General features: G+C 38.1%; 21 protein-coding genes. 18 read left to right on the forward strand and 3 right to left on the reverse strand.

The features are described 5' to 3' along the window. Positions 1-85 precede the first annotated feature (85 nt). From ACRX5O_RS16090 to ACRX5O_RS16125, 8 genes are all read left to right on the forward strand, one after another. Positions 86-2,011, forward strand: coding sequence for a BglG family transcription antiterminator (locus tag ACRX5O_RS16090; protein WP_433906857.1), 1,926 nt, complete (start codon positions 86-88; stop codon positions 2,009-2,011). 78 nt (positions 2,012-2,089) lie between these two features. Then, positions 2,090-2,395, forward strand: a complete 306-nt coding sequence (locus tag ACRX5O_RS16095; RefSeq protein ID WP_119707138.1) for a PTS sugar transporter subunit IIB — start codon at positions 2,090-2,092, stop codon at positions 2,393-2,395. A 251-nt stretch (positions 2,396-2,646) separates the two neighbouring features. Beyond that, positions 2,647-2,949, forward strand: a complete 303-nt coding sequence (locus tag ACRX5O_RS16100) for a PTS sugar transporter subunit IIB (RefSeq protein ID WP_160548206.1) — start codon at positions 2,647-2,649, stop codon at positions 2,947-2,949. Between the two features lie 32 nt (positions 2,950-2,981). Beyond that, entirely contained in the window at positions 2,982-4,313 is a 1,332-nt protein-coding gene (gene celB / locus ACRX5O_RS16105; protein WP_433906933.1) for a PTS cellobiose transporter subunit IIC, read from the forward strand. A 79-nt stretch (positions 4,314-4,392) separates the two neighbouring features. Continuing rightward, positions 4,393-4,719, forward strand: coding sequence for a PTS lactose/cellobiose transporter subunit IIA (locus ACRX5O_RS16110; protein WP_433906858.1), 327 nt, complete (start codon positions 4,393-4,395; stop codon positions 4,717-4,719). Between the two features lie 122 nt (positions 4,720-4,841). Next, positions 4,842-6,278 carry a glycoside hydrolase family 1 protein gene (locus tag ACRX5O_RS16115; RefSeq protein ID WP_433906859.1) on the forward strand — a complete coding sequence of 479 codons (1,437 nt, stop codon included), beginning with the start codon at positions 4,842-4,844 and terminating at the stop codon, positions 6,276-6,278. 21 nt (positions 6,279-6,299) lie between these two features. Continuing rightward, positions 6,300-6,566 carry a phosphocarrier protein HPr gene (locus ACRX5O_RS16120; RefSeq protein WP_433906860.1) on the forward strand — a complete coding sequence of 89 codons (267 nt, stop codon included), beginning with the start codon at positions 6,300-6,302 and terminating at the stop codon, positions 6,564-6,566. A 56-nt stretch (positions 6,567-6,622) separates the two neighbouring features. Continuing rightward, entirely contained in the window at positions 6,623-7,402 is a 780-nt protein-coding gene (locus ACRX5O_RS16125) for a Cof-type HAD-IIB family hydrolase (protein WP_433906861.1), read from the forward strand. Positions 7,403-7,441: 39 nt separating this feature from the next. Here ACRX5O_RS16125 and ACRX5O_RS16130 read toward each other — a convergent pair whose 3' ends face one another. Further along, complete coding sequence (locus ACRX5O_RS16130; protein WP_433906862.1) at positions 7,442-8,836, reverse strand: hypothetical protein; 1,395 nt, start codon at positions 8,834-8,836, stop codon at positions 7,442-7,444. A gap of 288 nt (positions 8,837-9,124) precedes the next feature. On the opposite strand from ACRX5O_RS16130, the gene liaF reads away from it, so the two are divergent. Genes liaF through ACRX5O_RS16145 form a run of 3 tightly spaced genes read left to right on the forward strand, consistent with a single transcriptional unit; the run spans position 9,125 to position 11,571 of the window. Continuing rightward, a complete protein-coding gene (liaF, locus tag ACRX5O_RS16135; protein ID WP_433906934.1) occupies positions 9,125-9,868 on the forward strand; it encodes a cell wall-active antibiotics response protein LiaF in 744 nt (247 codons plus the stop codon). 9 nt (positions 9,869-9,877) lie between these two features. Then, a complete protein-coding gene (locus ACRX5O_RS16140; RefSeq protein ID WP_433906863.1) occupies positions 9,878-10,924 on the forward strand; it encodes a sensor histidine kinase in 1,047 nt (348 codons plus the stop codon). Continuing rightward, positions 10,921-11,571, forward strand: coding sequence for a response regulator (locus ACRX5O_RS16145; protein ID WP_433906864.1), 651 nt, complete (start codon positions 10,921-10,923; stop codon positions 11,569-11,571). The genes ACRX5O_RS16140 and ACRX5O_RS16145 overlap by 4 nt, the downstream gene beginning before the upstream one ends. Before the next feature lie 16 nt (positions 11,572-11,587). Here the strand turns inward: ACRX5O_RS16145 and ACRX5O_RS16150 are convergent, their stop codons facing one another. Next, a complete protein-coding gene (locus ACRX5O_RS16150) occupies positions 11,588-12,103 on the reverse strand; it encodes an antibiotic biosynthesis monooxygenase family protein (protein WP_433906865.1) in 516 nt (171 codons plus the stop codon). 251 nt (positions 12,104-12,354) lie between these two features. Here ACRX5O_RS16150 and hemE point away from each other — a divergent pair, with 251 nt between their 5' ends. The 5 genes from hemE to ACRX5O_RS16175 all read left to right on the forward strand — a co-directional run bounded on the left by hemE (position 12,355) and on the right by ACRX5O_RS16175 (position 18,837). After that, positions 12,355-13,398: a uroporphyrinogen decarboxylase gene (hemE, locus tag ACRX5O_RS16155; protein ID WP_433906866.1), complete on the forward strand. Its 1,044-nt coding sequence runs from the start codon at positions 12,355-12,357 to the stop codon at positions 13,396-13,398. A gap of 131 nt (positions 13,399-13,529) precedes the next feature. Then, complete coding sequence (hemH, locus tag ACRX5O_RS16160; RefSeq protein WP_433906867.1) at positions 13,530-14,465, forward strand: ferrochelatase; 936 nt, start codon at positions 13,530-13,532, stop codon at positions 14,463-14,465. 34 nt (positions 14,466-14,499) lie between these two features. Further along, positions 14,500-15,906, forward strand: coding sequence for a protoporphyrinogen oxidase (gene hemY / locus ACRX5O_RS16165; RefSeq protein ID WP_433906868.1), 1,407 nt, complete (start codon positions 14,500-14,502; stop codon positions 15,904-15,906). A 129-nt stretch (positions 15,907-16,035) separates the two neighbouring features. Further along, positions 16,036-16,608: a TetR/AcrR family transcriptional regulator gene (locus tag ACRX5O_RS16170; protein ID WP_433906869.1), complete on the forward strand. Its 573-nt coding sequence runs from the start codon at positions 16,036-16,038 to the stop codon at positions 16,606-16,608. A 72-nt stretch (positions 16,609-16,680) separates the two neighbouring features. Continuing rightward, entirely contained in the window at positions 16,681-18,837 is a 2,157-nt protein-coding gene (locus ACRX5O_RS16175) for a YhgE/Pip family protein (protein WP_433906870.1), read from the forward strand. A gap of 48 nt (positions 18,838-18,885) precedes the next feature. Here the strand turns inward: ACRX5O_RS16175 and yhfH are convergent, their stop codons facing one another. Then, complete coding sequence (yhfH, locus tag ACRX5O_RS16180) at positions 18,886-19,020, reverse strand: protein YhfH (protein ID WP_084362072.1); 135 nt, start codon at positions 19,018-19,020, stop codon at positions 18,886-18,888. A gap of 160 nt (positions 19,021-19,180) precedes the next feature. Between yhfH and ACRX5O_RS16185 the strand changes: the two genes are divergently transcribed. Together ACRX5O_RS16185 and lplA are read left to right on the forward strand one after the other, a co-directional pair. Next, the gene (locus ACRX5O_RS16185) at positions 19,181-19,915 is read left to right on the forward strand and encodes an MBL fold metallo-hydrolase (protein WP_433906871.1); all 735 of its coding nucleotides are present in this window, start codon (positions 19,181-19,183) and stop codon (positions 19,913-19,915) included. A 12-nt stretch (positions 19,916-19,927) separates the two neighbouring features. Next, positions 19,928-20,917 carry a lipoate--protein ligase gene (gene lplA / locus ACRX5O_RS16190; protein WP_433906872.1) on the forward strand — a complete coding sequence of 330 codons (990 nt, stop codon included), beginning with the start codon at positions 19,928-19,930 and terminating at the stop codon, positions 20,915-20,917. The last annotated feature ends 11 nt before the right edge of the window (positions 20,918-20,928 follow it).

Here is a 20,928-nt window from a genome sequence, read left to right on the forward strand (position 1 = left end):
GAGAAATGTTAACTTTTCAGAAAAGTCCGTAGAACGAAACCAAACATATTTAGAAAGAAATAGATTCCAGGGGAGTAGGTTCGAAATGATTATTTCTCGTCTCACGATGATACTCGGAGAACTAATGGGAGCGAAGGTGCCTATTACGAGCGAGTATTTAGCCAGTGTTATTAAAGTAACATCAAGAACCATTCGTAATGATATGAAAGACCTTCAGGCAATCCTTGAAAAGAACGGTGCAGATATTAAATCAGTAAGAGGAACGGGATATGAACTAGTCGTAAATAGCAATCAACAGTTCATCACCTTTATAAATGAAGTGTTTCAAGATACGGCTGAAACGAGCGTTGGTAGACCCGACTCACCTGAAGAACGGATAAGGTATATTATTACGAGGCTACTTCTAACGAATAAATTTGTAAAGCTTGATCATTTAGCTGATGAAATATTTGTTAGTCGCTCAACGATCTTAAATGACGTAAAGGATATTAAGAAAATCCTCTCACGGTATGGATTAAGTTTAGAAAAGAAACCTAATTATGGTTTAAGGATTAAAGGTGATGAAGTCAAGGTCCGCTTTTGTATGTCGGATTATATTTTTAATAAAAAAAGGGACGAACTTGATATTGTTAATGAACAACTGAATATCCTAACCAAGGAAGAAATTCTAGTGATTCGAAACGTTATATTAGCGCTTATTAGGGAACATCATATTACCCTTTCTGATGTGGGATTAAATAATTTGATTATCCATGTAGCAATAGCTTGTAAGCGTATCCGTGAAGGGAATCATGTTTTATTGTATTCAGATGAGTTAAATGAAATCATTGGGCAAAAAGAATATTCTGTTGCAGAAAAAATTGTAAAAAACCTAAGTGAAACCCTCATGGTTGATTTTCCACAAAATGAGATCGCCTATATAGCCATTCATCTTTTAGGTACGAAAATGATTGAAAAATCACCTGGTGAGCAAGTGGAGAAAGTGATTGATAAAAAAATTGCTCAGTTAGTATCTGACATTCTTGCAAAAATCGATGAAAAGCTGTCATTAGGAATTAGCGAAGATAAAGAACTCTTTGAGCAAATGTGTCTACATATTAAGCCAGCAATCAATCGTTACCGTTATGGAATGAACTTGAGAAATCCAATGATTGATGAAATCAAGGCCAATTATCCAGTAGCGTTCCAAGCAGGGCTCATTGCTGGTAAAGAGTTGAAAAAACAGCTTAGCATAGATATAGATGAGAATGAAATTGGCTACCTAGCCCTCCATATAGGAGTAGCCATGGAGCGGAAGCAAATCCACCATGGTCCGAAAAGATGCTTAATTGTATGTGCATCAGGAGTAGGTAGTGCGAGATTGCTTTACTATAAGCTTCAGTCAACCTTTGGACCAAAGCTTGATATTGTCGATACAACCGAATTTTATAAGCTTCAGCAGATGGATCTACATGATATTGATTTCATTATTAGTACAGTACCTATTCAGCAGAAAATGTCCATTCCTGTCATCCATGTGAACACATTTTTAGGTGATCAAGATTTAAATAAAATTAGGTCGGCTGTGTCAGAGCAAACGACAACCCTTGAGTATACGAGGGAAGAACTAGTTTTCTTACAACAAGCACTTTTAACAAAAGAAGAAGTGTTATCTTATATGTTTTCGAATTTGAAAGAAATGGGTTTGATAGATGATGTTTTCATTGAATCAGTGAAGGAGAGAGAATCTCTTTCTTCCACCTCCTTTGGAAATTTTGTTGCTATTCCACATCCATTAAATCCATTAACAGACGAGACATTTTGGTCAATTTGTACATTACAAAAGCCGATAGAGTGGGACGATAAACTTGTACAATTTGTTTGTTTGCTTAGTGTTGAAAAGGATAGTAGTGGAGATTTACAAAGAATGTACGATATGCTGGGTAAAGTGATTGATGATCGTGAGTTGGTACAACAATTAATAAAGGCAAAGTCCTACCATGAATTTAAAGACACCTTCTTAAAGCTGTAGAAGGTGGTGTCTTTTCTTTTAATAGAGGAACCTGATTGTAAGCGGATACTTTCACGTGTTAGTAAAGGAGGATTTGTAATGAATATTTTATTATGCTGTGCAGCTGGAATGTCAACAAGCTTACTAGTAAGAAAAATGAATCAAACTTCAATGGATCAGGGTGAAAACAATAAAATCTGGGCAGTACCCGGGGACGTTGTTTATAAACATATTAAAGACGCAGACGTTATCCTACTAGGCCCACAAGTTCGTCATTTACTTCCTGAACTTAAAAAGCTTGGAGAAGAAAAAGGAATTCCAGTAGATGTAATCAACACTGTTCATTATGGAACTTGTAATGGTGTTGAAGTTTTAAAATATGCAAAACTATTAAAAAATAAATAAAGTGAAAAACAGGGAGAGAGTCCCCTGTTTTTTTTTGTCAAAACCGTTCATTTTCTTCAATAGCCATTTCCTTTGAGAAACGGAAAAACGATAGATGTAAGTGAAAGCGTTTTACAATTACAATAAAGACATCAAGAAGAGACAACAAAGCGAAACAATAACAAAGCAAGACTTCTTGATATAATTCAATCATTCAATTATACGCTCTCAATTGTTAAGAGAGTAACTCAGAATATTAGGAGGAATTTATGATGAACATCTTATTATGCTGTGCGGCAGGTATGTCTACAAGTTTACTAGTAACAAAAATGGAAGCGGCTGCAAAGGAACAAGGCCTTGAGTCAAAAATTTGGGCAGTAAGTGCAGACCAAGTAAAAGCGAATATCGATCAAGCGGATGTACTGCTTCTTGGACCACAAGTACGTTATCTATTACCTCAAATGCAACAACTAGGAAAAGAAAAGAATATCCCGGTTGATTCTATTAACCCAATCCACTACGGAATGTGTAATGGGGCAGAAGTGTTAAAAACAGCTGTTGCACTAAAAAACTAAATATCGCTGTTTAGAGAAGGGAATGAAACGTGATGAATAAGTTTTTAGGTTTCCTTGAATCAAAGTTTATGCCTTTTGCTGGGAAACTAGCCGCGCAAAGACACTTAGGTGCCTTAAAGGATGGAATTATCCTAGCGATGCCAATGATTATTATCGGTTCTGTATTCCTAATCTTAGGTTTCCTGCCGATCCCGGGTTATGCTGATTTCATGGCAAGCGTGTTCGGAGATCAATGGTTAGCAAAACTGATGTATCCTACGGATGCAACGTTTAACATGATGGGGCTAATTGCCGCATTCGGTATTGCGTATCGTCTAGCTGAGCGGTATGGCATCGATGCGATTACAGCAGGGGTTATCTCACTGTGTGCGTTCTTACTAGCTACACCATTCAATGTACCGTTTACTCCAGACGGAGCAACGGAAGCAATCGCAGTTGGAGGAGCAATTCCTGTCGCATTAATGGGAAGTAAAGGACTTTTCGTAGCGATCTTAATCGCTTTATTCTCAACAGAAGTGTATAACCTTATTCTTAAGAAAAATATTGTTATTAAAATGCCAGATAGCGTTCCACCGGCAGTAAGTAAATCGTTTGTTGCACTTGTTCCTGGTTTTATCGTTATTACTACTATCTTCCTTATTCGATTAGTGATTGAATACTTTGGAATCAACAGTATACATGATGTGGTTCAATTAGTACTTGGTAAACCACTTGGATTATTAGGTGGAAGCTTAATCGGATCTATTTTTGCCTATATGCTCATTATGATGCTTTGGTCAGCAGGACTTCACGGGACAAACATTGTTGGAGGGGTTCTAAACCCAGTCTGGCTAATGGCAACAGAAGAAAACCAAATTGCATTTCGTGCAGGTGAGGAATTACCTAACATTTTCACAGCACAATTCTTTGAAATATTCATCAATATCGGTGGTACAGGTGCTACATTTGGACTTGCAATGCTCATGCTTTTCTGGGCACGAAGCCAACAAATGAAGGCGCTTGGTAAGTTATCGGCTGGTCCTGGAACATTCATGATCAATGAACCAATCATTTTCGGTACACCAATCGTAATGAATCCACTACTAATTGTACCATTCTTCTTAACACCGGTTGTTTTAATCATTGTTACGTACTACTCAATGAAGTTAGGTTTAGTTGCGAAGCCAGCAGGTATCGCGATTCCATGGACAACGCCGCCAATTATCGGTGGATACCTAGCAACTGGAGGTAAAATTTCAGGAGCAATCATGCAGGCTGTTAACATCGTCATCGCATTAGTTATCTACTTCCCGTTCTTTAGAATGTGGGATAAGTTGAAGCAACAAGAAGAAGGCGGAGTAAATAATTCATCAAAAGTGAGCTAATTAAACGTTAAACAAAATTAGAAGGAGTATTCTCACATGGAGTTTATGTGAGAATGCTTTTTATACGGAGGGACTTACAATGGCAACAATGGAAGAAACAGTATTTCAGATTATTTTACATGGTGGAAATGGAAAGAGCTCATCAATGGAAGCCATTGCGGCTGCGAAGCAAGGGGATTTCACAGAAGCTCGAGCAAAACTACAAGAAGCAGCAGATGCTTTGAACGAGGCACATCATGTTCAAACTTCATTAATTCAAGGCGAAATTAGAGGAGAAAAGGTAGAAATTTCTCTATTAATGGTTCATGCGCAAGATCACTTAATGAATGCAATCACACTAAAGGATTTAGCAACAGAATTTGTGGATCTGTACGAAACGATTAAGTTAGAGAAAGTTTCTAGCTAACAACTTGGTACAGTAATTGCTGGAGAAAGAAGCATAATAACAAAGAATTGGTTCTGGTGTGAAAGCATCAGGACCATATTCATTACTTTTGGAATAAGGGAAAAAGTGAAGGAGAGATAGAAATGATACATAAGCAATTAAAGCCGTTTCCAGAAAAATTCCTCTGGGGGGCAGCTTCTGCAGCTTATCAAGTAGAAGGTGCATGGAATGAGGATGGAAAAGGACCATCAAACTGGGATTTATTCGTTCGCATACCAGGAAAAACATTTAAAGGGACAACTGGAGATGTAGCAGTCGATCATTACCATCGATATAAAGAAGATGTGCAGTTAATGGCAGAAATGGGAATGAAGGCATATCGTTTTTCTGTAGCTTGGACAAGAATTCTTCCACAAGGAAAAGGGGAAGTTAATGAGAAAGGTCTAGAGTTTTACGATAATCTTATAGATGAGCTCGTAAAGCATAATATTGAACCTGTTCTTACGCTATATCATTGGGATCTGCCTCAAGCGTTACAAGATGAATATGGTGGTTGGGAATCAAGAAAGATTATAGAAGACTTTACTAATTACAGTACCATTTTATTCAAGCGATTTGGTGATCGTGTTAAGTATTGGGTGAGTTTAAATGAACAAAATATTTTTACGATGCTTGGATATCAGTGGGCAGCTCATCCACCAGGAGTTAAGGATGATAAGCTCTTTTACCAAGTCAATCACCATGCTAATTTAGCAAATGCAAGCGTTATTAAAGAGTTCCGTAAATATGTTCCAGATGGGAAAATCGGTCCTAGCTTTGCTTATTCGCCTGCCTATGCTGCCACATCAAAACCAACAGATATTTTAGCAGCCGAAAATGCAGAGGAATTTACGAGCCATTGGTGGATGGATGTATACGCGTGGGGGAAATATCCGGAGGCAACTTGGAACTATCTAGAAAAGAACGGATTGGCTCCTCAAGTAGAAGAAGGCGATTTTGAATTATTAAAAGCTGGAAAACCTGATTTCATGGGTGTAAACTATTACCAAACAACCACATACGAAGAAAACCCGCTTGATGGAGTAACAGAGGGTCATTTTAATACATCTGGGAAAAAAGGAACAACGAAAGACAGAGGAATTCCAGGTGTATTTAAAACGGTCAAGAATGACAATTTAGAAAGAACAAACTGGGATTGGAATATAGATCCGGTTGGACTTCGAATTGGACTTCGTCGCATACAAAGCAGATACGGCCTGCCAATCTTAATCAGTGAAAACGGGTTAGGGGAGTATGATAAGCTTGAAGCAAATGATGTGGTAAACGATGGTTATCGTATTGATTATATTCGAACACATCTAGTAGCCATTCAGGAAGCCATTTCGGATGGTGTTGAGATGCTTGGATATTGCGTATGGTCATTTACCGATCTTTTAAGCTGGTTGAATGGATTCCAAAAACGTTACGGATTCGTTTATGTGAATCAACATGAAGAAGGTGAACACGACCTTCGTCGGATCAAGAAAAAAAGCTTTGAATGGTACAAATCCGTGATTGAGTCAAACGGTGAGAAGCTATAAGCATATTAGGAGGTTTTAATTATGGCAAAGAAAACTTTTACAGTAATTGATGAAACAGGTATTCACGCAAGACCAGCGACACTTCTTGTAAGCACGGCAAGTAAATACAACTCAGATGTGAAGCTAGCTTACAAGGAAAAAGAAGTTAACCTCAAGTCCATTATGGGTGTAATGTCTTTAGGAATTCCTAAAGGAGCATCAATTACAATTACAACTGAGGGTGCAGATGAAGAGGAAGCGTTAAAAGGTCTTACTGATGTATTAGCTAAAGAAGGACTTGCTGAATAAAATCGAGGAGCCCCATTCAATTTTTGGATGGGGTTTCTAATTGGGAGAGAAGTTACATGTCCAAAAAAATGGTCTTTTTTGATATTGATGGAACACTATATAATGAAGAAAAAAAATTACCACAATCGGCAAAGGAATCTATTCAGCAGTTAAAGGATCAAGGTCATGAGGTTGCTATTGCGACAGGGAGATCTCCTTTTAATATAACCGAGATTCGTAAAGAGTTAGAAATAGATAATTATGTAAGCTTTAATGGTCAGTATGTTGTATTAAATGGACAAGTGATATACAAAAATCCAATCAACCTCTCCGTTTTAGATGAGCTTACAAATTATTCAACTAAAAATCAACACCCGATCGTGTATCTTGATCACGAGGATATGAAAGGAAATGTAGAATCGCATACATTGTTAGAAGAAGCTGTTGGTTCTTTAAATGTTAGTGGCAAGGTTGGATTTGATCCTCTATACCACCGAGAACGAGAAATATATCAATCCTTTTTAATATATAGAGATGAAGATCAAGTGGATTATAAATCAGCATTTCCTCAATTAGATTTTATCCGCTGGCATGAATATGCGGTTGATGTGTTACCTGCTGGAGGATCAAAAGCGGTAGGAATTCAAGCGGCTATGAATCATTTTGGCATTGCACCTGAGCATGTGTATGCATTTGGAGATGGATTAAATGATATTGAGATGCTTTCATTTGTTAAGAATAGTGTAGCTATGGGAAATGCACACGAAAAAGCGAAGAGTGCTGCTAAATACGTAACAAAGCATGTGGATGAAGATGGCATTGCGTACGGATTAGAATTGGTAGGGCTGCTGAAGTGAAAAACCATCGTCAGAAAGGAATCTGACGATGGTTTTTTTCTATATTAAAAAGATGGCTACAATCGTGGTAACGACGAGACCAATACAAACAGGAAGCAGGTTTCGTCGGGCTAATTCAAACGGATCGACATTACAAATGGCAGCAGCAGGAATAAGAGCCCAAGGAACTAATGTTCCACCACCAACCCATATGGCCGAAATTTGGCCGAGAGCCGTTAATGTAGCAGCACCTGCACCAATTCCCTCAGCAAACAGGTTGGCAACAGAACCGGCCAGTGAAATGCCTGAAAAACCTGACCCATCTAACCCTGTAATAGCTCCGACTGTTGTAAGAGTTACCGCTGCAATCTCATTGCTTAACGGAACAATACCAGCTAAGGAGACACTAAGGTCATTGACGATTCCTTGTGATGCTTCCGGTAAATATTCTCCAATGATGACTGAAAAGCCAGCATCGCCAAGATAGAAGAAGGCGGCAATCGGAATAACAGGCCCAAAGACTTTAAACCCAAATTGAAATCCTTCTATTAAATAGCTCGTTGTTTTTTCCAGTCCTTTGTTTTTATGCCCAACGATTGTGATTAGTATGAGGATAACGATCGATGTTCCTCCAACTAATGCCGTTGCGTCCCCACCTTGTAAATCGAGTAAGAACATAGCGACAACATCTAATAAAAACAAAACGGGGATTAGCAGCGAGAAAAACCTTTTCTGTTTAAGAGATAATAAGTTTTTCTCTGTACTATCATTCGAAGACTTAGATTGAATATAAGAAGTTGTGGTTAGCTTGCCGAGTTTCATATCTCTTTTTAAAAAGAAGAAAGCAGTTATGGTGGTAACAACGCCCATGACGATAACAAGAGGAACACTAGCACTAATGACCTCACTAACTGGTAATCCAGCAGCATCGGCAGTTAATTTTGGTGCAGCTTGAATAATAAAATCACCAGATAGCGCAATTCCGTGACCAAATAAGTTCATAGCCATTGCCACACCTAATGCAGGTAAACCGACTCGGATTGCGACAGGTAGTAATACGGCACCTAGGAGTGCAACGGCAGGAGACGGCCAAAAAAACCAAGAAATAACCATCATCAAAATACCGATCGTCCAGTATGCGAGTGCTGGTGTACGTATGATTTTAGCAAAAGGAGAAATCATCACATCATTAATACCGGTTGTAGTTAAACTTCTACTCATAGCTACGATAATAGAAATGACTAGAATAGTTGGGAGCAGCTCAGTAATAGCATATATAAAACTAGAAAATATATCACTAATAGAAGCGCTAAGTGAACCGGTAGCGGTAATCGCTATTAAAAAAATTCCCGTAATACATACAAGTGAAGTATCTCTTCTCATGACCATAAAGCCTATAATTAAAATGATAAAGGAAAGGTAAATCCAATGTAATGCTGTTAACTCAATACCCATCGAACAAACTCCTTTCTCCTATAAGAGGGATATGCCTTTTTAGGCTTTTGCCCTAATATGGTTGGTTGCTACAGAATATGTAAAATGGGCAAAGATGTGAGAGGGAAAAGAAAATCTTTCCGTCTCTAGACGGAGAAAAAGAACAACTAGAGTTTGGTTCAAGTTTTCAAAAGAAGAGGTAAAATGAATGAAGGAGAATATAGAAAAATATCGAATTATTAAGCTATTGATTGAAAGTGGGCGAATGATTTGAGATATCAAACTATAAACCAAGTGCTGTTTGCAATAATGCTCTTACTTGTGGGAGGTGTGCTCCTCCTTGTTAATATAGGTGTCATTTCCATGGAAATAACAGAGTTATTTGTCGTTTCTTATCCATTTCTGCTATTTGTCATTGCGACGATTCTCTGTGTAAAAGCCTTAGTTGAAAGGGGAAATTTGTTTTTTTCTTTATTCTTATTTCTTTTTTCTTCTATATTAATATTTGATCGGTTTGAAAAATTAGATTTTGGATTTTGGGAGTTTTGGAAGCTTTGGCCATATATGATTATTTATATTGCTGTTAGCATACTGACTAGAAAAAATAAAATTAAGTTTCATTTTAATGAGGATATGCCTAAAGATGCGTTTAAAACGATTGATGAAAAAGGGAAGAAAAAGAGAAAAAGAGCTAGAGGCTTTTCGATTGGTGATGTTAGTTTCAAACAAGCCAATTGGTCAGTAGAACCGATGGAGCTCTATAACACAATTGGAGACTATTTCATTGATTTTAGCCAAGCATACATTCCGGAAAAAGAAACTCCGATTATCGTTCAAGGATGGATTGGAGATGTCAAGATGATCATACCAGAAGATGTCCCTGTTTTTGTCCAATCTTATATAAAGGTAGGAGATATTCGTATCTTTGATAAGGAAACCGATGCAATCAATCGTGGGTTAACGTATCAATCACCAGGCTACGAGGAAGCTGTTCGAAAGTTAAAGATATCGATTGAGTTAAAAATTGGATCCGTTCGTATTGATAAGGTATAGGTGAAGCTTATGAAGAAGAGAGTCGGTATTCGTTTCTGGTTTTTACAAAGTTTTATTATGATGGCATTCATTAGTTCTCTTTGTTTCTTTCTGGGATTACAAATCTATGTATTTAATGTGCAATCATCTAGCTTATCCATATATACAACCTTTTGGCTTACCCTCTATGTTTTTTTGATTCTTTTGCTTATTGGGGGGTACTTTGGGATAAAGGGTAGTTATTTAATTAAAGGAAGATTGTCAGATATCTACTTATTTATTTCTACGCTAAGAAGTGGGAAGTTTTCTGAGAGAATACCAGAATTCGAGAAGGATGAAATTGGCCTTATCACAGAAGAATTAAATCATTTGGCTGAATACATTCAGGAACAAGTATATTCCACGAGAAGATTAGCTGATGAAAAGACTGCACTCGCACAGACTGCACATGCTGCAGCGGTCATGGAAGAGCGACAACGATTGGCAAGAGATCTTCATGATGTGGTTAGTCAGCAGCTGTTTGCGCTCAGTATGATGAGCTCAGCTACCATCCGGACATTTGACAATAACCCGTTAAAAGCGAAGGAACAATTAGAACAGATATCAGACATTGCAGTTAAAGCACAAGGTGAAATGAGAGCATTATTACTTCATCTTCGACCTGTTCAGTTAAAAGATGATAGCCTATGCGATGGTGTAATTAAGTTAATTCAAGAGCTAAAAGGGAAAACAGGAATTGAATTTCAAGCGAGCATTGATGAGCTTGATTGTGTTTCAAAAGCAACGGAAGAGCATTTGTTTCGAATTATTCAAGAAGCACTGTCCAATATTTTAAAACATGCAGAAGCTACAAAAATAACCATTACATTAACAGAAAAAGAATCGTATATTTATTTGTTTATAGGGGATAACGGAAAAGGCTTCGACCCAGAGGTTGTTCGTATGACGTCTTATGGAATGAAAACAATGAGAGAACGATGTGAAGAGATCGGTGGCATTTTTACGATTCGCTCCAAAAAGAAGGAAGGTACATATATTGATATTAGAATACCTGTGACAGGGAGGGGGACTGTATGATTAAACTAGCTGTCGTTGATGACCATGAAGTTGTACGAAAAGGAATTATTTCATATTTACAGACAGAACCAGATATCAAGATTGTAGGAGAAGCCAATTGTGGAAAAGATGCAGTGATATTAGTTGCTGATAAAAAACCTGATGTTGTTCTGATGGATTTACTTATGGAAGATGGCACAGGAATTGATGCAACCAAGGAAATTTTATCCTTTAACCCCAATTGTAAAATTATTATCATAACTAGCTTTTATGATGATGAACAAGTATTTCCAGCGATTGAGGCTGGGGTATTTAGCTATATGCTAAAAACAGCAACTGCTGATGAAATCGTTCAAGCGATTAGGAAAGCTGCTCGAGGTGAATCAGTGATCGAACCGAAAGTAGCCAATCGGATGATGAGTCGTTTGAGAGTAAAGGAAAAGAAACCCCATGATGAGCTCACTGATAGAGAGATGGAAGTATTAATATGCATCGGTGATGGAAAAACGAATCAGGAAATTAGTAATGAGCTATACATCGGTGTGAAGACGGTGAAAACTCATGTGAGCAATATTTTGAGTAAATTACAAGTGGCTGATCGAACTCAGGCGGCGGTATATGCAAATCGAAATGGACTAATGAAATTAAAAGAGGGCCGGGATGGATAGCATTCCCGGCTTTTCCTTACTCCTTCTCTAGGACAAGGTGGTATTTTGTCACAAACGAAGGTCTAGCGAAGATTTGTGGTTGCTGTTGATCAATCCCCTTCTCGGTTCTTCTTTTCTCATGAGCCTTTTCATAAGCCTTAGACTCCTGCCAATTTATAAAGTCTTTTTCTTCTTTCCATGCAGTCAAAATGATGTATGTATCGTTAGAAAGGGGACGTAGCACTCGAATTGCTGCAAATCCAGGTTCCTGTTCAATGAGCCTAGCCCGATTTTTGAAGCGATACTCGAACACAGGCCTACCTTCTTCGCTAACAGGAATATTGTTAAACACAAAAAAAGCTCCATTTGCCAATTCCCCTGATTGATCAATCGCTTCATACTTCCTTGGGGAGGCGAAGACTGTACTGCCATCTGTTTCATGGATGAGAAGTGTTGTTTCATTATCCTGCATAAGCAGCATCTTTTCCTGAAAATGCTTTTCCTTTAGTGAGTGCATAAACTCATACGTCCCATTCGTCATAAAGATATTCATACTCTTTCACCCCTTACAATGTATAGACTTATTATAACGAGAAGAGCTAGCTAATCCTATTTTTAACTTGTTATAAAAGAAAAACCATTTTATAAAAAAAGAAGATTTTTTGACAGATGAGGCGGTTATCTATACATCTATAGTAGAAAAAGCTATATTAGAAGATGTGTATGTAAGCGCAGTATTTTTAAATTATGAGTAAAGTATATTAAAATGGGAGATAGCTTGTTTTTTTGAAAGGGGTCAACATAATGGTAAGACAAATTAATGAAACATTTTTAAAGGCAGCAAGAGGAGAACAAACAGATTATACCCCTGTTTGGTATATGAGACAGGCAGGAAGGTCACAACCTGAATATCGTGAAATTAAAGAAAAATATTCTTTATTTGAAATCACTCATCAGCCTGAGCTTTGTGCTTATGTAACAAGACTTCCAGTGGAGCAATACGATGTCGATGCAGCCATTTTATATAAAGATATTATGTCGCCGCTACCTGCTATTGGAGTAGATGTAGAAATAAAATCAGGAATCGGGCCGGTCATTTCAAATCCTATAAAATCGTTAGCTGATGTAGAGAAATTAGGCGAGATTCATCCAGAAGAGGATGTTCCATATGTGCTGGATACGATTAAGCTTCTAACTGAGGAACAACTTAACGTGCCCCTCATCGGATTTGCTGGTGCACCTTTTACACTTGCTAGCTATATGATCGAAGGTGGACCATCAAAAAACTATAATAAAACCAAATCATTTATGTACTCAGAACCAAAGGCATGGTTTGCGCTAATGGATAAATTGGCAGAGATGACTATTACATATGTGAAATCACAAATAAAAGCTGGCGCACGTGCCATTCAGATCTTTGATTCTTGGGTCGGTGCCTTAAATGTTCAGGACTATCGCTATTTTATTAAGCCTGTGATGAACCAAATTTTTAGTGCACTTAGAGAAGAAAACGTCCCATTAATTATGTTTGGTGTCGGTGCAAGCCATTTGGCACTAGAGTGGAATGATCTTCCTCTAGATGTTGTTGGGTTAGATTGGCGTCTACAAATTGAAGAAGCACGCCAAATGGGAGTACATAAAACGGTTCAAGGAAACTTAGATCCGGCTATTTTATTGGCTCCATGGGAAGTAATAGAGGAGCGTGCAAAAGCGATCCTTGATCAAGGACTTGCACATCCAGGGCATATTTTTAACTTAGGACATGGTGTGTTTCCTTCCGTTAATCCTGAAACATTAAAGCGACTAACAACTTTTGTTCATGAATATACAGCAGCAAACAAGCGTTAATAATTCTTAAGTAATAATAATTATTATATTTTAAGTATTATTACTAGCACTTTCACGTTTTTTTTGGCAAAATAAATGAATGAGTGAAAAATTGCTGAAAAATCGTGAATAAACAGGATGTGAGGGATATTATGACAAAGAAAGTAATGGGGCTTTTAGTAATGGCCTATGGAACTCCTTACAAGGAGGAGGATATTGAACGTTATTATACGCATATTCGCCATGGCCGTAAGCCATCTCCTGAAATGCTAGAGGATTTAAAAAATCGCTATGAAGCAATCGGTGGTATTTCTCCACTTGCAAAAATAACGCAAGAACAAGGAGAGAAATTACAGGAGCATTTAAATAGAGTTCAGGATCAAGTGGAATTTAAGCTTTACTTAGGTTTAAAGCATATCGAACCGTTCGTTGAAGATGCTGTGAAACAAATGTATGAAGATGGCATTCAAGAAGCAGTGAGTATCGTGCTTGCGCCGCATTTCTCTACCTTTAGCGTAAAATCATACAACGGACGAGCTCATGAGGAAGCAGAGAAGCTTGGAAATCTTAAAATTACATCAGTTGAAAGCTGGTTTGATGAGCCGAAGTTTATTCAGTATTGGTCTGAGAAAGTAAAGGCAACTTTTGATTCTATGCCAGTAGAAGAAAAGAATCATTCGGTTTTAATTGTTTCTGCGCACAGCTTACCTGAGAAAATCCTTCAATCGGGGGATCCATATCCGGATCAGCTTCAAAAAACAGCTGATTACATTGCTGAGAGTGCCGGTGTAAAAAACTATGCAGTTGGCTGGCAAAGTGCTGGGAATACACCAGAGCCATGGCTGGGACCTGATGTTCAGGATTTAACGAGAGAGTTATACGAAAAGAATGGTTATAAAGCATTCGTATACACACCAGTTGGCTTTGTAGCAGACCATTTAGAGGTTCTCTATGATAATGATTATGAGTGTAAGATTATTACGGAAGAATTAGGTGTGTCGTATTACCGACCAGAAATGCCGAATTCACAACCATTATTTATTGATGCGATGGCAACGGTTGTACTGGACAAGTTAAACATGAGATAACGTAAACAACTTTTAGAAAAGAAGGCGATTAACCGTGTTGGAAGAAAAAAAGAAGGTTGTCATAATTGGGGGAGGCATAACAGGTATAACAGCTGCTTACTACTTACAAAAGGAAGCTCGTGAAAAGGGCTTACCGATTGACGTATGCCTTGTTGAAGCAACGCATCGTCTAGGTGGAAAAATACAGACTGTTGTTCGTGACGGTTTTGTCATTGAAAGAGGTCCAGACTCCTACCTAGAGAGAAAGCAAAGTGCGACACGTCTTGTAAAAGAAGCAGGAATGGAGTCAAAGCTTGTGAACAATACAGCTGGGAAATCGTATGTATTGGTTCAAGAGAGGCTGCATCCGATGCCAGGTGGTTCTGTTATGGGTATCCCAACACAACTGGCCCCATTTGTTACGACTGGATTATTTTCTATTCAAGGAAAGTTAAGAGCCGCTGCTGATTTTGTACTACCAAAGTCAAATCCAGTTGACGATCAATCATTAGGTACCTTCTTTAGAAGAAGACTAGGAGATGAAGTGGTTGAAAACTTAATTGAGCCACTTCTTTCGGGTATCTACGCAGGGGATATTGACCAAATGAGCCTCATGGCAACCTTTCCACAATTTTATCAGGTAGAACAAAAATATGGCAGTTTAGTTCTTGGAATGAAAAAAGCAACACCCCAAGCTCCGAAAAAATCGCCTGAAACAAAGAGTAAAGGTATTTTCTTAACACTGACTTCCGGATTGCAGTCTTTAGTGGACGGAATTGAAGTAAAACTTGAGGCTGGGTCGGTGTTGAAGGGAATCCGTGTTGATCGAATAAAAAAGGTGGACAAAGGTTACAAGCTTGAGTTAAACAATGGAGACAAACTTGCCGCTGATGCTATTGTCTCAGCCGTACCACATCATGTGACACATGCGATGTTTCAGCAGTATGATTTCTTCGATTCTTTTGAATATATGCCATCGACTTCAGTGGCAACCGTTGCATTGGCTTTTCCAAAAGAAGCAGTAGAAAAGGATATCAATGGGACCGGATTTGTCGTGTCACGAAATAGCGATTATTCGATAACTGCCTGTACGTGGACACATAAAAAATGGCCACATGCATGCCCAGAAGGTAGTGTTCTGCTTCGTTGTTATGTTGGTCGTCCTGGCGATGAGGCGATAGTAGATTTATCTGATGATGAGTTAACTAGAATTGTCCTAGAAGACTTGAATAAGACCATGAATATCACGATGGATCCTGATTTTGTTGTTGTTTCAAGGTGGAAGGACTCAATGCCTCAATACACTGTTGGACATAAACAAAGAATTCAAACGGTCAATGAGCATGTTGCTCAAGAATTGCCGGGTGTATTTTTAGCAGGAGCTTCTTTTGAAGGCTTAGGGATTCCTGATTGTATTGATCAAGGTGAGGCAGCAGTAAAAAAGGTATTACAATTTCTTTAATAAAATTTTTAAAGGGACTCTTAACCAGGAGTCTCTTTTTCACTATTGACATAAACTCTATAAGGTGTTAAATTACTGGTTATACAAAATGACCATTTTGTTCATTTGGTCAGTTATTGAGGTGAAGATATGGGGATTGATCGAAAAAAGCTAATTGTTGAGGCTGCGACAAAGTCTTTTTCACAGTTTGGCTATAAAGCTACGACCATAGACCAAGTGGCCAAAATTGCAAATGTTGGTAAAGGAACGATCTATACCTTTTTTAAAAACAAGGAAGAGCTGTTTGATGAGATTATATCTAGCTTGATTAAGGAGTTAAAAGTAACAGCAGATGAGGCATTTTTAGGCGATTTACCATTTCATGAAAAGCTGCATCAAGCATTGTATCAAATCCTCGAATTTCGGATGAGCCACCAGCTTTCAATTAAGCTTTTTCAGGAAGCAAGAGAAATTGGTACACCTGCAGTAGTAGATGTGATTAATAGGATGGAAAATAATATATTGAGAAATATTGAAGAACGAGTCGCCAAAGCCATTGAAACAGGAAGTATACAATCTTGTGACCCAAAGGTAACAGCGTTTGTTATGTTAAAGCTTTATATTGCTTTAATTTTCGATTGGGAAAAAAGTAATCCACCACTTGAAAAAGACGAGATAGCCAAGCTATTCGAACAATATATATTTAAGGGTTTAGCCAAATAAGCCCTTCTTTTTTGTTAAAAAATGACCAAATGAACATTTTAGTCAATATGTTGATAAAGGGGAGAATAACAATTGAAAAATAATCTTCTAAAAGAAGAGATCGCAGCGGTGTTTCGAAATCGGAAACTATTGATCCCACTTATCGCCGTACTTTTTATTCCTATTTTATATAGTGGGATGTTTTTATGGGCATTTTGGGATCCATATGATCACTTGAAGGACCTTCCAGTAGCGATTGTAAATGAAGATGATGGTGCAACTTATGAAGGAAAAGAACTTCATCTAGGTGATGACTTAGTCGCCAAGTTAAAAGAAAGTCAAGATTTTCATTTTGAGTTTGTTGATCGTACAGTGGCAAACGATGACCTAGAAAACCAAAAATATTATATGATCGTCGAGATACCTGATAATTTTTCTGAAAATGCGACGACACTTTTAGATGAAAACCCAGAGAAGCTTTCACTTACGTATATACCAAATGAAGGCTATAACTTCTTAGCTGCACAAATCGGCGGTACTGCAATTGAAAAGATTAAAGCGTCTCTTTCAGCAAAAGTAACAGAAACATATGCGGAAAGTATGTTTGACAAAGTAGGAGAACTTGCGGATGGAATGACGAAAGCAAGTGAAGGTGCAAATGATTTGAGCACTGGAACATCTGATCTTTTGGCAGGGACTTCAAACTTTCATGAAAAGCTGACCCAATTTTCAACTGGAACAGAGAAGTTTTCGGAAGGAATGATAAGTGCCACAAATGGGACAATTGCCCTTAATAAAGGTGCGTCCGATTTATCAACAGGTTTAGGACAATTAACCAATGGCCAAACCGAGCTTGTTACAGCCTCCAAGAGAATTCAATCGGGACTAGGAAGTTTAAATGAAGGAATTACAAATGTAAACACAGGATTAGAAACGGTGAATGATAAGGTTCCGGCGTTAATCGGTGGAACAAGTGAGTTAATGAAAGGGGCGGCAACACTTGAAACCTCACTTGCTGAATGGCAAAAGGGTGCCGAGGCGGTTAATGGTGGCGTAAAGGCGCTCACTCAATCCTTACAAGCCGTGATCTCACAAATGCCTGAAGGCCAGGAGAGAGCGGTTCTTGAACAAACACTCGCCTCTTTAGATTCAAACACCCAAATACTCGCAGAAAAATCTGCTCTTTTGTCCGCGGGTGCAAGCAATCTTGAAAATGGCATGGGATCCTTACTAGAAGGACAAAAAGAACTTCAAGGTGGATTACATCAATTAGAAGAAGGTACGAATGCTTTAGTAACAGGATCTTCAGAACTTTCTGCGGGACAAACAACGTTCGAGTCTGGCATGGAATTATTTCAACAAAAGCTTTCTGAAGCCTCAAATGGTGCCCAAAAAATTAGCGAGGGTACAAATGGGTTAGTTTCCGGGGTTACAGAGCTATCGGAGGCATCAAAAACCATTGCGTCAAGTGCAAGTCTGTTAGAAGAAGGTAGCGATAAAATTGTCGATGGAAACAATAAGCTACTAGACGGTAGCAATGAACTGTCAACTAAGCTAGCTGAAGGAGCAGACAAAGCATCCAGCGTTGATGCTACGAATAAAACATTTGATATGATGGCACAGCCAGTCGAAGTGAAGGAAAAGAAAGTGAATGAAGTATCAAACTACGGTACAGGGTTCGCTCCATACTTCCTGTCATTAGGATTGTTCGTAGGTGCTTTACTTCTCTCAATTGTGTTTCCTTTAAAGGAGCCAGCATCTATTCCTAAGAGTGGAATGAACTGGTTCATAAGCAAATTTTCAATTATTGGTGTAGTTGGTGTATTACAGGGGATCGTAGCAGCCACCGTGTTACTACTAGGTCTAGGATTACAGGTTGAAAGTACCGTTTACTTTTATCTCTTCACCATCATCACTAGTATCACGTTTGTGGCATTAATTCAATTATTGGTCACAACACTTGGAGATCCAGGTCGTTTTGTCGCCATTATCATTCTCATTTTGCAATTAACAACAAGTGCAGGAACATTTCCATTAGAGCTTATTCCAAGCGCATTACAGCCGTTTAATTCATTATTGCCAATGACTTATTCGGTTCAAGGATTTAAAGCGGTTATTTCAAGTGGTGATTACTCATTTATGTGGCATAACGCATATATCCTATTGTCGTTCGCTGTTGTATGTGCGGTTGGTACCATTCTTTATTTTTCAAAAATGCATAAGCGCCAGTTCCATGTAATGGCAGAATAAAAAATAGCCCCAGTCAGCTGACTGGGGCCTTTATTGTAAACTACGAATCTATATGTTTGTTACATCCATGCAATGCTCGCACTTATTGCCATAACATTCATGTTGTTCTTCAATTTTATTCCCACATTGTACACATTCCTTTGGTGGTAAGTTTCTGAAAAATTCAACAATGCTCTCAAACATATAAGTTCCCCCTATTATGGTGTTTGAAACAGATTAATTATTAATTAAATTGTATTATAACAGTTAAAGTGTGTCAATCGTTGTTTTACCTATTTTTCATAAATAAATAAAAAAGCTATAATAAACGATAGATATAATAAAAAGCGGAGGGAATCGTTCAATGAAGCTCACAACGATAGGTTTTTGGGGTGGTTATCCCAAAGCAAATGAAGCTAGCTCAGGTTATGTGTTAGAACATAACGGTTTTCAATTATTGATAGATTGTGGAAGCGCGGTTTTGTCTAAGTTACAAAATTATTACCAGCCTGAAGAACTAGATGCGGTTGTATTATCTCATTATCATGCCGATCATATCGCAGACATTGGTGCCTTGCAGCATGCTCGATTGATTCAAGGGTTTTTAGGGGGTCAGATGAATACATTACCGATTTATGCCCATGAAGCGGATGCCCATGAATTTTCTAAGTTAACGTACAAAACCATAACAAAAGGGATTGCATATGATGCCAATGCTGAATTGAAAGTAGGTCCATTTACTATTCGATTTTTATTAACAAAGCATCCGGTTCCTTGCTATGCGATGAGATTTGAGGCTGATGGCAACGCGCTTGTATACACAGCAGATACTTCGTTTATTGAGGAGTTTGTTTCATTTAGTGAGGGAGCGGACGTTCTTTTGTGTGAATGTAATTTCTATGGAAATCAGGACGGAAGTGGAGCAGGGCATATGAACAGCATTGATGCTGGAAAGCTTGCAGCTAGAGCAAATGTTAAGCAGCTCGTGTTAACGCATCTTCCTCACTATGGAGATCTAGAGCAATTAGTTGACGAAGCAAAGCAACATTATAATGGCCCAACAGGCTTGGCCCACACCGGACAAGTGATTGAATTATAAGGAGAGAGAAGTATGTTATTTATTGATAATAAAGGGATCACAGATCCAAGAGTAAATTTAGCGATTGAAGAATATTGCTTGAAAAATTTAAACATAGATGAAACGTATCTACTTTTCTACATAAATGAACCATCCATTATCATTGGCAAAAATCAAAATACGATTGAAGAAATAAATACGGATTACGTAGAGGAAAACGGGATTCATGTAGTCCGTAGGCTTTCAGGTGGTGGAGCTGTTTATCATGACTTAGGAAATTTAAATTTTAGCTTTATTACCAAGGACGATGGAGAAAGCTTTCATAATTTTAAAAAGTTTACGGATCCGGTCGTTGAAGCTTTGCGTGAGCTAGGAGTACAGGCGGAATTAAGTGGGAGAAACGACATTGTGGTTGAAGGTAGAAAAATTTCTGGGAATGCACAGTTTTCCACAAAGGGACGAATGTTCAGTCATGGAACGCTTATGCTTGATTCAGAAATCGACCATGTTGTATCAGCATTAAAGGTGCGTAAGGATAAAATTGAGTCAAAAGGAATCAAGTCGATTCGAAGCCGAGTCGCCAATATTTCGGAATTTTTAACAGAAAAGGTTTCAATGGAAGAGTTTCGTTCCTTGCTTCTTGAGAAGATCTTTGGTGGTACAGAGAATGTAAATGAGTATATGTTAACAGAAGAAGACTGGAAGAATATACACGAGCTTTCAAAAGAACGCTATCAAAATTGGGATTGGAATTACGGGAGATCTCCGAAGTTTAACCTCCAGCATTCGCACCGTTTCCCAGTGGGACATATTGATGTCAGGTTAGAAGTGAATAAAGGGGTTATTGAAAGCTGCAAAATTTATGGTGATTTCTTTGGAGTTGGAGATGTCACCGATATAGAAGAAAAACTAACGGGAATTCGTTACGATAAAGCTGTGATACAATTAGCGTTGGACGATGTAAATATTAAACATTATTTTGGTAATGTGACAAAAGAAGATTTCTTACAATTAATTTATTAACATGTTGGGGG

Origin of the sequence: Robertmurraya mesotrionivorans (assembly GCF_050971805.1) — a bacterium.
Lineage (GTDB): Bacteria > Bacillota > Bacilli > Bacillales > Cytobacillaceae > Robertmurraya_A.